General features: G+C 67.2%; 15 protein-coding genes. 7 read left to right on the top strand and 8 right to left on the bottom strand.

Translation table 11 applies throughout. The features are described from left to right. Positions 1–48: 48 nt before the first annotated feature. Together ACV095_RS18255 and ACV095_RS18250 are read right to left on the bottom strand one after the other, a co-directional pair. Positions 49–1,536, bottom strand: coding sequence for an amino acid permease (locus tag ACV095_RS18255; protein ID WP_478222433.1), 1,488 nt, complete (start codon positions 1,534–1,536; stop codon positions 49–51). A 72-nt stretch (positions 1,537–1,608) separates the two neighbouring features. Further along, the gene (locus tag ACV095_RS18250) at positions 1,609–1,776 is read right to left on the bottom strand and encodes a hypothetical protein (protein ID WP_478222432.1); all 168 of its coding nucleotides are present in this window, start codon (positions 1,774–1,776) and stop codon (positions 1,609–1,611) included. A gap of 94 nt (positions 1,777–1,870) precedes the next feature. Here ACV095_RS18250 and ACV095_RS18245 point away from each other — a divergent pair, with 94 nt between their 5' ends. The 4 genes from ACV095_RS18245 to ACV095_RS18230 all read left to right on the top strand — a co-directional run bounded on the left by ACV095_RS18245 (position 1,871) and on the right by ACV095_RS18230 (position 6,554). Beyond that, positions 1,871–2,713, top strand: coding sequence for an IclR family transcriptional regulator (locus tag ACV095_RS18245; protein WP_478222431.1), 843 nt, complete (start codon positions 1,871–1,873; stop codon positions 2,711–2,713). Between the two features lie 139 nt (positions 2,714–2,852). Next, the gene (locus tag ACV095_RS18240; RefSeq protein WP_478222430.1) at positions 2,853–4,550 is read left to right on the top strand and encodes a urocanate hydratase; all 1,698 of its coding nucleotides are present in this window, start codon (positions 2,853–2,855) and stop codon (positions 4,548–4,550) included. 3 nt (positions 4,551–4,553) lie between these two features. Then, entirely contained in the window at positions 4,554–6,146 is a 1,593-nt protein-coding gene (gene hutH / locus ACV095_RS18235; protein WP_478222429.1) for a histidine ammonia-lyase, read from the top strand. A gap of 162 nt (positions 6,147–6,308) precedes the next feature. Continuing rightward, positions 6,309–6,554 (top strand): hypothetical protein, encoded by a 246-nt coding sequence (locus ACV095_RS18230; RefSeq protein WP_018771730.1) that lies wholly within the window; start codon positions 6,309–6,311, stop codon positions 6,552–6,554. A gap of 71 nt (positions 6,555–6,625) precedes the next feature. Here ACV095_RS18230 and ACV095_RS18225 read toward each other — a convergent pair whose 3' ends face one another. Then, a complete protein-coding gene (locus ACV095_RS18225; protein WP_026266142.1) occupies positions 6,626–6,886 on the bottom strand; it encodes a hypothetical protein in 261 nt (86 codons plus the stop codon). 207 nt (positions 6,887–7,093) lie between these two features. On the opposite strand from ACV095_RS18225, the gene ACV095_RS18220 reads away from it, so the two are divergent. Then, on the top strand, positions 7,094–7,975 hold the full coding sequence (locus ACV095_RS18220) for a fumarylacetoacetate hydrolase family protein (RefSeq protein ID WP_018771728.1): 882 nt from the start codon (positions 7,094–7,096) through the stop codon (positions 7,973–7,975). 2 nt (positions 7,976–7,977) lie between these two features. On the opposite strand, the gene ACV095_RS18215 is transcribed toward ACV095_RS18220, so the two are convergent. Genes ACV095_RS18215 through ACV095_RS18200 form a run of 4 tightly spaced genes read right to left on the bottom strand, consistent with a single transcriptional unit; the run spans position 7,978 to position 11,480 of the window. Further along, positions 7,978–8,373 (bottom strand): universal stress protein, encoded by a 396-nt coding sequence (locus tag ACV095_RS18215; RefSeq protein ID WP_018771727.1) that lies wholly within the window; start codon positions 8,371–8,373, stop codon positions 7,978–7,980. A gap of 57 nt (positions 8,374–8,430) precedes the next feature. After that, on the bottom strand, positions 8,431–9,969 hold the full coding sequence (locus ACV095_RS18210; RefSeq protein ID WP_018771726.1) for a tripartite tricarboxylate transporter permease: 1,539 nt from the start codon (positions 9,967–9,969) through the stop codon (positions 8,431–8,433). Next, positions 9,970–10,473 carry a tripartite tricarboxylate transporter TctB family protein gene (locus ACV095_RS18205; protein ID WP_018771725.1) on the bottom strand — a complete coding sequence of 168 codons (504 nt, stop codon included), beginning with the start codon at positions 10,471–10,473 and terminating at the stop codon, positions 9,970–9,972. Beyond that, a complete protein-coding gene (locus tag ACV095_RS18200; protein WP_018771724.1) occupies positions 10,470–11,480 on the bottom strand; it encodes a Bug family tripartite tricarboxylate transporter substrate binding protein in 1,011 nt (336 codons plus the stop codon). Before ACV095_RS18200 ends, ACV095_RS18205 begins: the two co-directional genes overlap by 4 nt. A 309-nt stretch (positions 11,481–11,789) precedes the next feature. Here ACV095_RS18200 and ACV095_RS18195 point away from each other — a divergent pair, with 309 nt between their 5' ends. Together ACV095_RS18195 and ACV095_RS18190 are read left to right on the top strand one after the other, a co-directional pair. Beyond that, complete coding sequence (locus ACV095_RS18195) at positions 11,790–13,370, top strand: sensor histidine kinase (protein ID WP_144601246.1); 1,581 nt, start codon at positions 11,790–11,792, stop codon at positions 13,368–13,370. After that, positions 13,367–14,035 carry a response regulator gene (locus ACV095_RS18190; RefSeq protein WP_018771722.1) on the top strand — a complete coding sequence of 223 codons (669 nt, stop codon included), beginning with the start codon at positions 13,367–13,369 and terminating at the stop codon, positions 14,033–14,035. The genes ACV095_RS18195 and ACV095_RS18190 overlap by 4 nt, the downstream gene beginning before the upstream one ends. A gap of 19 nt (positions 14,036–14,054) precedes the next feature. Here ACV095_RS18190 and hutG read toward each other — a convergent pair whose 3' ends face one another. Then, positions 14,055–15,044, bottom strand: coding sequence for a formimidoylglutamase (gene hutG, locus ACV095_RS18185; RefSeq protein WP_478222428.1), 990 nt, complete (start codon positions 15,042–15,044; stop codon positions 14,055–14,057). Between the last annotated feature and the right edge of the window lie 79 nt (positions 15,045–15,123).

The following is a 15,123-nucleotide window of genomic DNA, read 5'->3' as shown; positions in this document are numbered from 1 at the left end:
GGCTGATTGTAGCTCCGGTACGGGCGTCCGCAGCCGGCTGATTCCGGCTTAGCTGCCCGTGCCTGCCCCGACCACCGGCAGCGCCGAGGTCTCGTCCTGAAGGTGGGCCCGGCGTCGGCCGTCACCCTTGATCCACAGGCGGTAGGCCATCACCAGCAGTCCCAGCCATGCCGCGCCCACGTACAGGGCGATCCGGGTGTCCTCGAACGCGCCCAGGATGGCGATCACCAGCACCATGAAAGCGATGGTCAGGACGGAGGCGGCGGGCCACCACGGCGACGGGAATTCCGACGCCGGCAGGCCCCCGCGGGCGATTTCCCGCTTCATTGCAACATGGGACGCGAGGATCATCACCCAGACCCAAACGGTGGCGAAGGTGGCAATCGAGGCAATCACCAGGAACACGTCCTCAGGAATAACGGCATTGAGGACCACTCCCACCAGGAGGATTCCCGCCATCATGACCACGGTCATCCACGGGACGCCGTGCCGGGAGACCTTGCCGAAGGCGGCCGGTGCGTGGCCCTGGCTGGAAAGCCCGAAGAGGATGCGTCCGGCGCCGAAGATATCGCTGTTGATGGCTGAAAGCGCGGCCGTGATCACCACGGCGTTCAGGATGTGCGGTGCTGCCGGGATGCCCAGGCCGCTGAAGATCTGCACGAACGGGCTGCCACTGGTGCCCACCTGGTCCCACGGGAAGAGGCTCATCAGGACTCCGAGCGTGAGGACGTAGAACAGCAGCACGCGCACGGGCACAGTGTTCACGGCCTTTGGGATGACCTTTTTGGGGTCAGCCGCCTCGCCGGCCGTGATGCCCAGGGTCTCGATGCCGCCGAACGCGAACATCACCACGGCGAACGATGCCAGGAGGCCTTCGAAGCCGTTGGGGAACAATCCGCCATGGTCAACGAGGTTGCCCAGTCCCGGAGCCACGGCAGTGCCGTCGCCCTGGAAGCCGAACACGATCAGTGCAGCACCGCCCGCGATCATGGCGATGATGGCCGCCACCTTGATCAGCGAGAACCAGAACTCAAGTTCGCCGAAGACCTTAACGCTGAGCAGGTTCAGCGCGGCGAGGAAGCAGATGACGGCCAGGATCCAGATCCAGCGGTCCACCTGCGGGAACCAGAAGCCCATATAGATGCTGAAGGCCGTGACGTCGGCGATCGCCACGATGGCCATCTCGAAAACGTACGTCCAGCCGGTCACGAAGCCGGCGAGGGGGCCGAGGTACCGGCTCGCGTACTGGCTGAAGGAACCCGATACCGGGTGCCGCACGGCCATTTCGCCCAAGGCGCGCATCACCATGAACACGGCTGCGCCGCCGATGATGTAGGCCAGCAGAACTGCCGGCCCGGCTTTCTGGATGGCGGAGGCTGAGCCATAGAAGAGGCCGGTGCCGATCGCCGAGCCCAGCGCCATGAAGCGGATGTGCCGGACGTTCAGCCCGCGGTTGAGGACATGCCCCACGCCGGCAGTTGGCTTGTGCGTTTCCGCCGCGGTTTCGGTCCGGGTTGGGGTTGGAGCTGGTTGCATGCAAATACCTTCTCGTCATTGGGAGGGGAGCCGCTAACCAGCAGACCATTTTCGCAGGCACCGTGATGAGGCTCACGGCGGGTTGCTGTCTTTCATTTCAGACTGTTCGCGGCGCTCTTTCGCTGCGGATATCATTTGGCGCTGCGCATCTTCCTTTTCGCGCCGGATATTCAGGGCGCGAAAAGGGATATGCGTGTCGATAAGGCGTACGACGGAGCGAATGTCCGGTATTTCAGACACGGTGACTCCGAACGGGGTTCAAACGACATCTCAAGGGGCGCAAGCTTAAGTACGGGATACCGGACAGAGCTAGCCAGAAAGACCCTTCCAGCCGATGAGCACTGCACTAAGCACCGAAACAGGAGGCGCCGGGAACCAGGCGCCCCGGGCATCCGTCAAGGCAACGTCAAAAGTTCCTGCCGCAGAAAACACCCTGCGCATCCTCAAGCTGTTGGCTTCGCGGCGTGGCCCCATGGCGGCGTCGCAGATCGCGTCCAGCCTGGACCTGCCCCGCTCCAGCGTCTACCACCTGCTGGGGGTGATGGAGGCCAATGGCTTCGTCCTCCATTTGCACGAGGAACAGCGCTACGGGCTGGGCATCAGCGCTTTCGAGCTCAGCTCCGCGTACTCGCGCCAGGAGCCGCTGTCCCGGTTGGGCCGCCCACTGCTTGCCTCGCTGGTGGACGCGATTGGCGAGAGCGCCCACCTCGCCGTCCTGCACGGCCGCGACGTCCTGTACATCGTGGAGGAGCGGGCCAAGAACCGCCCGTCCCTGGTCACCGACGTCGGTGTCAGGCTGCCCAGCCACCTCACTGCCAGCGGCCGGGCCATCCTTGCCGCCCTGCCCAAATCCCAGGTGCGCGCCCTGTACCCCAACGCTGCTGCCTTCACTGCGCGGCACGAGGTGGAGGGGGCCATCATGAAGTACTCCGCCCTGTCCTCGCACCTGGACCAGGTCCGCCAGCGGGGCTACGCCACCGAACACGGCGAGGTGACCCCTGGCTTCGGCTCCATTGCCGCCGCGGTCACCGACCATTTGGGGTGGCCTACCGCGGCCGTCGCGGTCACCTTCCTGGAGGGCAAACTGCCTGCTGACGAGTGGCCGGTACTGGCGGCCCGGGTGCAGAAAGTAGCCGACGAACTCTCGGTCCGCATCCACGGCCGCCCGGTCAAATGAGCGCAGCCAAACAACTGACGGCGCTGGTCTGAAATACCGGACAGCACCCCGCTAAAACCGCTGTGAAGCCCGTCCTCAAAGGGCTTTAGTTGATACAGAACTTCTTCGAAACCTCAGACACCAAGAAAAGGAGCCCATCATGGCACCCGCCGATTTCACCACCGGGGCCCGCCCGGTCAAGGCAGCCCGCGGCACCGAGCTCACCGCCAAGTCCTGGCAGACCGAAGCGCCGCTGCGCATGCTGATGAACAACCTGGATCCCGAGGTCGCCGAGCGCCCGGACGACCTGGTGGTCTACGGCGGCACTGGCCGCGCCGTCCGCTCCTGGGCAGCGTTCGATGCCATCACCCGCACCCTGGAGACCATGGAAAAGGACGAGACCCTGCTGGTCCAGTCCGGAAAGCCGGTGGGCGTCTTCCGTACCAACGAGTGGGCCCCGCGCGTGCTGCTGGCCAACTCCAACCTCGTCGGCGACTGGGCAACCTGGCCCGAATTCCGCCGGCTCGAGGCCGAGGGCCTCATGATGTACGGCCAGATGACGGCCGGTTCATGGATCTACATCGGCACCCAGGGGATCCTGCAGGGCACCTTTGAAACCTTCGCCGCGATCGCCCGCAAGCTCACCGGGGACGAGAACGGCACGCTCGCCGGCACGCTGACCCTGACCGGCGGCTGCGGCGGCATGGGCGGCGCCCAGCCCCTCGCCGTCACCCTGAACGAGGGCGCCTGCCTGATTGTCGACGTCGATGAGACCCGCCTGCGCAGGCGGGCCGGCAAACGCTACCTGGACGAGGTGGAAACCGACCTCGACGCCGCCATCGCCAAGGTCCTCAAGGCCAAGGAAGAGCGCCGCGGCTGGTCCGTGGGCTACGTGGGCAACGCGGCCGAGGTCTTCCCGGAGATCCTGCGCCGCCACAACGCCGGCGAGCTCACCGTGGACATCGTCACGGACCAGACCTCCGCGCACGATCCGCTGAGTTACCTGCCCGAGGGCATCACGGTGGAGGAATGGCACCGCGAGGCCGCGGCCGACCCCGAAGGCTTCACCAAGAAGGCCCAGGCCTCGATGGCCAAGCACGTCCAGGCCATGGTGGAATTCCAGGACGCCGGCGCCGAGGTGTTCGACTACGGCAACTCCATCCGCGATGAGGCCCGCAAGGGTGGTTACGCCCGGGCTTTCGAGTTCTCTGGCTTCGTCCCTGCCTACATCCGTCCCCTGTTCTGCGAGGGTCTGGGCCCGTTCCGCTGGGTGGCCCTCTCCGGTGACCCCGAGGACATCCGCGTGACTGACGAGGCCATCAAGGAGCTCTTCCCCGAGAACAAGCACCTGCACCGCTGGATCGACGCCGCCCAGGAACGGGTTGAGTTTGAGGGCCTGCCGGCGCGCATCTGCTGGCTCGGCTACGGCGAACGAGCCAAGGCCGGGCTGCTCTTCAACCAGCTCGTCAAGGACGGCAAGGTCAAAGCTCCCATCGTGATCGGGCGCGACCACCTGGATTCGGGCTCCGTCGCCTCCCCGTACCGCGAGACCGAGGCCATGGCGGACGGCTCCGATGCCATCGCCGACTGGCCAATGCTGAACGCCCTGCTCAACACTGCCTCCGGCGCCACCTGGGTGTCCCTGCACCACGGCGGCGGTGTGGGCATCGGCCGCTCCATCCACGCCGGCCAGGTTTCCGTCGCCGACGGCACCGACCTCGCCGCGCAGAAACTCGAGCGCCTCCTCACCAACGACCCCGGCATGGGCGTCATCCGCCACGCCGACGCCGGCTACGAACGCGCCCTCGACGTCGCCAGGGAACGCGGCGTCCGCATCCCCATGAATGAAGGCAAGTAGAAAATGACTGTTACGACACACGAACCGCTGACCGTCGCCCTCGGGTCCGTCGGCGTCACGCCCGGGGATCTGCTCGCCGTCGCACGCCACGGCGCGAAGGTGACCATCGCGCCGGACGCCCTGGAAACCGTCGCCAAGGTGCGCGCCCACATCGATGACCTCGCCGCCAGCGACGTCCCCGCCTACGGCATCTCCACCGGGTTCGGTGCCCTGGCCAACCGCCACATCCCGAATGAACTGCGCACCCAGCTGCAGAAGTCCCTCATCCGGAGCCACGCTGCGGGCATGGGGCCGGCCGTGGAGCGGGAGGTGGTCCGCGGCATCATGTTCCTGCGCGCCAAGACCCTTGCCTCCGGCCGCACCGGCGTCCGCCCCGTGGTCCTGCAGACCATGGTGGACGTCCTCAACGCCGGCATCACCCCCGTGGTCCGCGAGTTCGGCTCGCTGGGCTGCTCCGGTGACCTGGCGCCACTGTCCCACTGCGCCCTGGTCCTGATGGGCGAAGGGGAAGCGGAAGGGCCCGACGGCGTGACTTACGGCGGGCGGGGAGAGCGGCCTGTCGCTGAGCTGCTGGCAGAACACGGCATCGAGCCCGTCACCCTCGCCGAAAAGGAGGGCCTGGCCCTGGTCAACGGCACCGAGGGCATGCTGGGCATGCTCCTGATGGCCATCGCCGATCTTCGCCAACTGCTGTCGACGGCGGACATCACCGCCGCCCTCAGCGTCGAGGCGCTGCTGGGCACCGACCAGGTATTCCTGCCCGAACTGCACGCCGCGCTGCGGCCCCACCCGGGCCAGGCGGCAAGCGCGGACAACATGCTCCGCGTGCTGTCGGACTCTCCCATCGTGGCGTCGCACCGGGTGGGGGACTCCCGGGTGCAGGACGCCTACTCGCTGCGCTGCGCCCCCCAGGTTGCCGGTGCCGTCCGGGACACCGTTGACCACGCCGAATTGGTGGCCACCCGGGAGCTGGCGGCAGCCATCGACAACCCCGTGGTCCTTCCCGACGGGCGTGTGAGCTCCAACGGCAACTTCCACGGCGCGCCCGTGGCATACGTCCTGGACTACCTGGCCATCGCCGTCGCCGACCTCAGCTCCATCGCTGAACGCCGGACCGACCGCATGCTGGATCCTGCCCGGTCGCATGGCCTGCCCGCCTTCCTCGCCGCTGACCCCGGCGTGGACTCCGGGCTGATGATCGCCCAGTACACCCAGGCCGGCCTGGTTTCGGACAACAAGCGGCTTGCCGTTCCGGCCTCCGTGGACTCGATTCCGAGCTCCGCCATGCAGGAGGACCATGTCTCCATGGGCTGGCATGCGGCACGCAAGCTGCGCAAGGCGGTGGAAAACCTCCGCCGCGTCCTGGCCATCGAACTGGTGACCTCGGCGCGGGCGCTGGATATCCGCTCGCAGCTCTCGGGCGGGGTCCTGACGCCGGGGCCCGCGGGTACCGCTGTCGTGGCCGCGCTCCGCGGGGTGGTCGAGGGGCCGGGGACGGACCGGTTCCTGTCGCCGGAACTGGAAGCGGCTGACCGCCTGGTCGCCTCAGGTGACGTGCTCCGGGCAGCCGAATCCGCCGTCGGGCCGCTCGCCTGATACCGAAGAATCTTCAGCGCCTACTGACCGTCTGTCCGAAAGGTGGAATTTCCGGCGCCACGGCCCACCGTGGCGCCGGGAGTGTAGTAGAACTGAAGATGTAGTGAAAGTCACATCAAAGAAGCTGTGGCAGCAGAACGATACAAAGGGGTAGAAGTTCAAATGAAAGCACGTGGGGCAGTCCTGTCCAGGCGCAATGCCCATTCCGCCGCGGTATCCAACTGGAAGGCCCTCAAGGCCGGGGACCGCGTCGAGATCATCAAGCATGCGCATGTGGTGGCAGCCGGGGAGGTGGAAGAGGTGTCCCAAAGCGGCAACGTCCTTTGGCTGGTTCCGGCCGGTCCGTCAGGCCCCGCGGAGAAGCAGCTTTTCCTGAAGTCCGACGGCGTGGAGGTCCGCCGCGGCTAGCAGTCCCGCAAGCAGCAACAAAAAAATCCCCGCACTGCCGTATGGCGTGCGGGGATTTTTTGTAGGCGTGGTCAGACCGCGAAGGACTCGTACGTTTCGCCGAAAGGTACTGATGCGTCCAGGGCTACCGTGTAGCTTCCCGGGTGCAGCCTGGTGACACGGATGCCGCACTCGGCATCCTTCGCTGCCACCCCAATCAGTTCGGCCACCGCCTCTTCCAGTCCTGCGTGGACCTCGCTGGCGCTGGAGAACTCCAGGCTGATGGACCGCAAAGCAGGTCCTTCGGTGGGCTTGGCGGCGGCGGGGATCCGCTCCAATGTGGCTGTAGTCATGTACTGCACTTTCTGTGTTTCGTGCCAAGATGGCTCAACCATTCTACCGACTGCTCCGGTTAGATGTCAGATGACTGTCCTTTCGGGCGCTGGATGTGCAGTCACAAAGGCTTTTGTTCGCGGGATCCCAGCGAATCAACGACCATGGATCTCGGGGCCCGGGGGCCCTGGAAGCACCCGATCGATACGGCTTGAGGAGAATTCGGTATGAAGATCATGCGCCTGGGCGAAAGCGGCAGCGAGCAGCCTGCGGTCCTGGTTTCCCCGGCGGACGGCATCGACCGGTATTTCAGCCTGTTGCCCCTCACCGCCGACGTGGACGGGGAGTTCCTTGCCGGGGGCGGACTGGACAGGGTGCGGGATGCACTGGAGGCCGGGGAACTGCCGGTTTTGGCGGGCGCCGCTGCGCTTCGGGTTGGTTCCCCCGTGGCCCGGCCCGGTTCGGTGGTGGGCATTGGGATGAACTACGCCGCCCATGCCGCCGAATCGGGTGCCGAACCGCCAACGGTTCCCGTCGTCTTCCTCAAGCCCAGCAACACCGTCACCGGACCCTGCGACCCCGCCCCGCTTCCGCCGCACTCCACCCAATATGACTGGGAAGTGGAACTGGGCATCGTGATCGGCAGCGAAGCCACCTACCTCGGGTCCGTCGAAGAGGCGTCCAAGTGCATTGCCGGCTATGTGACCGCCAACGACTTCTCCGAGCGGGAATACCAGTTGCCGGGAGCGGCGGGGCAATGGACCAAGGGGAAATCCCTTCCCGGGTCCACGCCCCTGGGCCCCTGGCTGGTTCCGGCGGGGGAGATCGACGGCGGCAACCTGCGGCTGCGCAGCTGGGTGAATGGTGAGCCGCGCCAGGATTCGTCGTCGTCGGAGCTCATCTTTGATGCGCCCACACTGGTCCACCACTGCAGCCAGTACATGCGGCTTGAACCGGGTGACGTGATCCTGACCGGGACGCCGCAGGGTGTGGCCCTCAGCGGCCGTTTCCCCTACCTCCAGCCGGGCGACGTGGTGGAGGTAGAGGTGGACGGCCTGGGCCGCCAGCGCCAGGAGTTGTTCCGGGCACGGGCGGCCGTCAGAGCCTAGGGTTACTGGCCCGCTTTTACCGCCAGGACCGGGCAGTCCGCCTCCAGCAGGATGCGCTGGGACGTGCTGCCCATGATCAGCTTGCCCACCGGGGTGCGGCGGCGCAGGCCGATCACGATCAGTTCGGCGTTGTGCTCCTCCGCGGCGTCCAGCACCTCGGCCGCGGCATCATGGCCGCGGACGGGCCGCTTGATCAGGTACTCGATGCCCTGGCCGGCCAGCCGCTTCTCGATGTCCTGGATGTCGCCGTCCTGCGCAAAGCGGTTGTCCACCGGTGCTTCGCCCTTTGAGGAGTTGATCAGCACCAGGGTGCTGTTGCTCTTCCTGGCCTCGGTGATGGCCTGGGTGAGGGCGGCTTCGCCCTCGGGGGTGGGGACGTATCCCACAACGACGGTCATGGAGTCTCCTTTTCTGCTCGATGCGGGTAGTGGGATCTGGCGACGGGGCGGGCCTGCTCAGTCGCTGTAGTCAGCTGCGCCCGAATTGGCGGGAACCAGCGGCCTGCGGTCCGGACGGCTGCGCCGGTACAGCTTGTAGGCAAAGGGCCAGAGCAGGATGAGGCCAATGATGACATAGATCCCGACGGCGATCGGCTCGCTGAAGAGCCCTGCCGGGTCACCCGCGCTCAGCTGCAGGGTCTTGCGGAGCTGCCCTTCGATCCGCGGACCCAGGATCACGCCAAGGATCAGCGGCAGTACGGGAAGCCCGAAGCGCCGCATCATGAAGCCCAGTGCGCCCAGGACCAGCAGGATCACCAGGTCGAACGCCTGCAGGTTCACCGAGTAGGCGCCCAGCGTGGCGAAGAACAGGATGCCGGCATACAGGTAGGGGCGGGGCAGCTGCAGGAGTTTCGCCCACATCGGTGCCAGCGGGAGGTTAATCAGCAGGAGCAGCAGGTTGCCAATGAAGAGGCTGGCGATCAGCGCCCACACAAGGGGCCCTTGGCTTTCGAAAAGCTGCGGGCCCGGCTGGATGCCGTAGCTGGTGAAGGCGGCGAGCATGACGGCGGCGGTGGCGTTGGTGGGCAGGCCCAGTGCCAGCATGGGGGTCAGGGTGCCGGCGGCCGCCGCGTTGTTGGCTGCTTCCGGACCGGCAACGCCCTCGATGGCACCCTTGCCGAACTCTTCGGGGTGTTTGCTGAGGCGCTTTTCCGTGACATAGGAGAGGAAGGTTGGGATCTCGGCGCCGCCTGCCGGCAGTGCGCCGAACGGGAAGCCAAAGGCGGTCCCGCGCAGCCAGGGCTTCCAGGAGCGCTTCCAGTCGGACTTGCCCATCCAGGGCTGGCCCACGGGAATGGCATGCAGGGGGGTACGGCGCAGGTGCGCGGCCACCCAGAGGGCCTCTCCCACGGCGAAGATGGCCACGGCCACCACCACGATGTCCAGGCCGTCCGCCAGGAGCGGCTGGCCGAAGGTGAGGCGGCGCTGGCCGGTCACGGAGTCCATGCCCACAAGACCAATGGCCAGGCCCAGGCCCAGGGAAGCAAAGCCGCGCAAGCGCGACGAACCGAGTACGGCCGTGACCGCCAACAGCGCCAAGACCATGATGGCGAAGTAGCTGGGTGCACCAAGGCTCACTGCGAACTTCACCACGATCGGCGCGCAGACGGCCAGCAGCGCCGTGCCGATGGTGCCGGCGACGAACGAGCCGATGGCCGCCGTCGCAAGCGCCTGGGCCGCCCTGCCCGCCTTGGCCATCTTGTTGCCCTCGATGGCGGTGACCACGGAGGACGATTCGCCGGGAGTGTTGAGGAGGATCGAGGTGGTGGAACCGCCGTACATGCCGCCGTAGTAGATGCCGGCGAACATGATGAAGGCGCTGGTGGGTTCCAGGGCATAGGTGACGGGGAGCAGCAGGGCAACGGTCATGGCCGGGCCCAGGCCGGGGAGGACACCGACGGCGGTGCCCAGGACGACGCCGATGACGGCGTACAGGAAATTCATGGGGGTCAGGGCGGTGGCGAAGCCGTCCATCAGGGAGGACCAGACGTCCATTTAGAGGATTCCTTCCAGGAGGCCGGCCGGCAGCGCGATGCCCAGGCCGAGGTAGAAGCCGTAGAAGGTCAACAGGGACAGGGCCACGGAGATCGCGCCGTCCCGGACGTAGCGGCGGCTGCCGAGGGCCAGGACGCTGCCCCAGAACAGGACGGTTCCGGAGATCACCCAGCCGGCCCAGTCGATCAGCAGGATGTTCAGGATGAAGGCACCGGCCAGCGGCAGGACGGTCTTCCAGTCGGCGGGGTGCGTGAGGTCGACGTCCTCGCCGCCCTCAGCCTCGCCCTTGCCGCCGCGCAGGACGTTGACGGCCAGCAGCACGGCGCAGACCACCAGCATTCCGGCCACGATGAACGGAACGGTTTTGGGACCCACCGGGTCGGACTTCGAATACGGGGTTACCAGGCCGTTGGCATCCAGGAAGACCAGGACGCCGGCCGCCCCGAGCAGGAGTGCAACTCCCAGCTCGGAGCGGCCTTTGAGGCCTGTGGTCAGGGAGGTCACGCCAACCCAAGCTTGGTGAGGACGTCCGCCACCCGCTTGTCCTGCTCGGTGAGGAAGGTCTTGAACTGGTCACCGGTGATGAAGGCATCGGTCCAGCTGTGGGTCTTCAACGCTTCCTTCCAGCCGGCCGTGCCGTGCATCTTTTCCAGGGCTGCGATCAGGGATGCCTTGTCCTTGTCGCTGATTCCCGGAGGGGCCACGACGCCGCGCCAGTTGGTGAACACCAGGTCGATATTGGATTCCTTGAGCGTGGGTGCGTCCACGCCGTCCAGGCGCTTCTCGCCGCTGGTGGCCAGGACCCGGACCTCGCCGGATTCGATCTGCTTCAGGTACTCGCCGGCGCCGGAAGCGGCGAAGCCCAGCTTGTTGCCCAGGATTGCGGGCAGGAGGTCGCCGCCGCCGTCGTAGGCAACGTAGTTGACCTTGGTGGCGTCGATGCCCACGGCCCCGGCCAGCTGCATGGGCAGCAGGTGGTCCGGGCCGCCGGGGGAGGAGCCGCCGCCCACGGCGATGGAACCGGGATCGGCTTTCCAGGCCTTCACCAGGTCATCGATGGTCTTGTACGGGGAGTCCTTGCTGACCATGATGGCGCCGGGCTCTTCGATCAGCCGGGCCAGCGGGGTGGTGTCGGTCAGCTTGGACTCGGACTTGTTGGTGTAGCTGGCGCCGACAACGCCCAGGCCCATGAGCATGGCAAGATCGCCGTTGCCCTTCTCGTTGACCACGCGGGCCAGGCCCACCGTGCCGCCGGCCCCTGCGAGGTTGAAGACCTCGGTGTTGGTGGAGATCTTCTCGTCGTCGAGGACCTTCGCGGCGGCGCGGGCGGTGGTGTCGTAACCGCCGCCGGGGGTGTTGGGGACCATGATCTGCAGGCCGGTGATGGGTCCGGCGGCGGCGCCGGAGCTTTCCGAACCGGTGGAGCTCTTGCTGGTGGCACCGCAACCGGTGGCCATCAGGGCGATGCCGGCGGCAACGGCGGCAATTCGCAATGCGCGGATCTGGCGCATGTGTTCCTCTTCTCTCGAACAAATCTGACCGGCATCGGCTGCCTTGCGGTTCCGATGCCTTGTGGTTCCGATGCTAGGGGCGGCCGTGACGCCGATCACTCTTGTGTACGCAGAGAAAGTTGTGTTCATTGCGTTCACGTTTCCAAACCCCCACAACGGCCCGGCCGCGGGCTTTGGGATATAGTTCCCGGTACCAACCCCGGCCCTGGGCCCGCGCTGCTGCGCGCATAAGGGGCCAGCCAAACCCGCCGGACAACTCCCGGCCCAACCAGCAACTCCAGGAAGACCATTGTGACTCGACGACGAGGAATGTCCCTCGCGGGGCAGTACCTTCTGCTGCAGTTGCTCATTGTCCTGGCCGTCCTGGTGGGCGTGGTGGCCATCTCCCTGGCCCAGTCCGCGGCCGCCTTCGAACGGATCGAAGGCAGGCGTGCCCTGTCGGCCGCGGAAGCCCTGGGCGGCAACCCCGTGGTGCGCGAACTCCTCCCGGACGCCGAACCGCGCGGCGGGGCCGTCCTGCCGTCGGTGGCGGAATCCGTCCGGATCGTCTCGGGCTCCTCCCGGGTCGCGCTCGCGAAACTGGACCGCACCGTGGTGGCGTCCTCGGACCCCAGCCTGCTGGGCGGGCCGCTGGAGCTCGGCGCCAGCCGGGTGATGGAAGGCAGGGCCTGGACCGGAGTGGTGGGCGGCACGCCGGCCCCGCTCCTCTCCGCCCACGTCCCGGTCCTGGACGATACCGGCCGCATGATCGGGATCGCCTCCATCAGCCGCAACTATCCCACCGTGCTCGAGCGGCTGGGCGACGCCGTCCCCAACCTCCTCACGTACCTGGGCGTCGCCAGCGTCCTGGGCATTGCCGGCTCCTTGCTGCTCTCGCGGCGGGTCAAACGGCAGACTCTCGGCATGGAACCCAGCGAAATCACCAGCCTGGTGGAGAACCGCGAAGCCATGCTGCACGGCCTCAAGGAGGGTGTGGTTGCGCTGGACCTGCACGATCGGATCACGGTGGCCAACCACAGCGCCCGCGCCCTGCTCGGACTCCCGCCCGACTGCGTGGGCAAACGCGTGGCGGGCCTCGCCGTCGAACCCGCCCTCAAGGAAGTCCTCACCCGGGACCAGCCCGGGCCGGACCAGCTGGTGCTGGTGGGGGACCGGCTGGTGGTGATGAACCGGGTGCCCATCCAGTCCCGCGGCCGGGTCATCGGCTCGGTCACAACCCTTCGCGACCGCACGGAACTCTCCGAACTGGAGCAGGAACTCGGCACCACCCGCACTGCCACGGACACCCTGCGGGCCCAGGCGCACGAGTTCGCCAACCAGCTGCACGTCATTTCCGGCCTGATCCAGATCGGCGAGTACGACTCCGTGGTCCAGTTCGTCAACGGTGCCACCGTGGACCGGACCCGGCTCAATGACGAAGTGACCGGCCGGATCAAGGATCCCGCGCTCGCTGCCCTGCTGATCGCCAAGTCCAGCCTCGCCACCGAACGGGGCGTGGCCCTGCAGCTGCACCCCGACTCCGTGCTGGACCCCGTTGATGACGAGTTGTCCCGGGACCTCACCACCGTGGTGGGGAACCTGGTGGACAACGCGTTCGACGCCGTCACCGGGCTTCCGCAGGGAGCCGTCACGGTGCGGGTGGAGGGCAAGGCAGGGAAAGACGTCGTGGTGACGGTGCGGGACAATGGTCCCGGCGTTCCCGGCAGCTCCACGGACCACATCTTCCGCCAGGGCTTCACTACCAAGGAACCGGGCCCGGCCGGCAGCCGCGGTTTCGGGCTGGCGCTGTCCCGGGTGGTGTGCCGCCGCAGTGGCGGGAACCTGGCGGTGGCCAACGATAATGGGGCTGTCTTTACCGCCGTGCTGAAACGAGGGAGTACCCAGCCATGATCAAGGTCCTGATCGTCGATGACGACTTCATGGTGGCCAAGGTGCATGCCGGCTTCATCCAGCGCACGCCGGGCTTCGCCGTGGTGGGTGCGGCACACACCGGGGCCCAGGCCGTGGCGGAAACCGAACGGCTCCAGCCGGACCTGGTGCTGCTGGACATCCACCTTCCGGACATCAATGGCCTTGACCTGATGCAGCGCCTGCGAGCGGTGGCACCGGAGCTGGACGTGCTGGTCATCAGTGCCGCACGGGAGGTGGAGACCGTGCGGAAGGCGCTCCGGGGCGGCATTGTCCATTACCTGATCAAGCCTTTTTCGCAGACGGACCTGCAGGAGCGGCTGGAGCACTACCGCAATGCCTACCAAGGCCTTGACGCGTCCAAGGACGTGGCCGAGCAGTCGGACGTCAACCGGGTGTTCGGCCTGGACCGCGCCGAACGTCCGCTCCCCAAGGGCTGCAGCATCGAGACCCTGAAGCTGGTGGAGGCGGCATTGAACGCTGCCGCCGGTGACGTGTCAGCCGCAGAAGTGGCCCAGGAACTGGGCACTTCCCGCGTCAGCGCCCGCCGCTACCTGGAATACCTGCACGACGAAGGCACCCTTGAGGTGCGGCTCAAGTACGGCGTGGGACGGCCGGAGCGCCGGTACGTCCTGAAGGGAGCCTGATTCCGGGCTGCGGCGTCTTTCAGCGCAGCAGCGTGTCCACCAGCCGCGCTGCGGTTTTGGCGGTCCGGCCGTCGATATCGAAGGCCGGGTTCAGCTCCGCAACGTCCAGGTGCAGGAGCTTCCCGCTCCGCGCCACCTGCCGGCACACGGCGGCAATAACAGGCAGCGGCACGCCGTAGGCCGCGGGCGCGCTCACCCCGGGCGCCACGGCCGCGGGCAGCACATCCAGGTCGATGGTCAGGTACAGCACGTCGATGTCCGCCAGGAAGGCGTCCACGAAGTCCCGCACCCTCTCTGCGTCGCAGTCCTCGTCCAGCAGGTACCGAACGCCCAGCGTCCGGGCGGTGTCGAACAGGACCCGGGTGTTGTTCGGCTCCGAGATGCCCACGACGGCGTAGCGGAATTCCCGCCCGGCGTCCGCTTCCGCATGGGCCATCTGCAGGAACGAGGTCCCGGAACTGGGCACCGGCTCGTCGCGGAGGTCGAAGTGGGCGTCAAGGTTCAGGACACCAAGCCGCTGCCCGTTGCGGACCGCCGACGAGGCGCTGACGCCGAGGTAGCTCGCGTAGGCGGTTTCGTGGCCGCCGCCCAGGACAACGGTCTGGTGGCCGGCGTCCAGCAGGGCCGCCACTGCGCGGCCAAGCCGTTCCTGCCCGGCTTCCAGGTCTTCCCCCGGCACCGCCACGTCGCCGAGGTCAGCCACCGTCCGGTCGAGGTGGAAAGCGAGCGGGCCCAGCGCCTTCCGCAAGGCTGCGGGGGCGGCGGACGCTCCGGTGCGCCCCTTGTTCCGGCGCACTCCCTCGTCGCTGGCGAAGCCCAGCAGGGCCACGGGCCTGCCGGTCGCCGTACCCCCCGTACCCGGCGCGCCCATCCCGTCCCCCGCACCCGCCGTGGTGCTGTCCAGCGTGTCAACTGCCTGCCACCATCGGCGGTGGCCGGGAGCGTCGCCGTCGAACCTCCCGGTCCAGGGCTGGGGCGGGACATCGACGGCGGGGAGCTGGAGGGACATGACTCAAGCTCACCGCATGCGGGGCACGAAAACCAGCAACGCCGCCGTCGTGCTGTCCGGGATCCAAGAACCCCCTAAC

The sequence above is a fragment of the Arthrobacter sp. JDC6 genome, assembly GCF_056484025.1.
The sequence above is the reverse complement of the archived record's forward strand: the minus strand, read 5'-3'. Positions and strand labels throughout refer to the sequence as shown.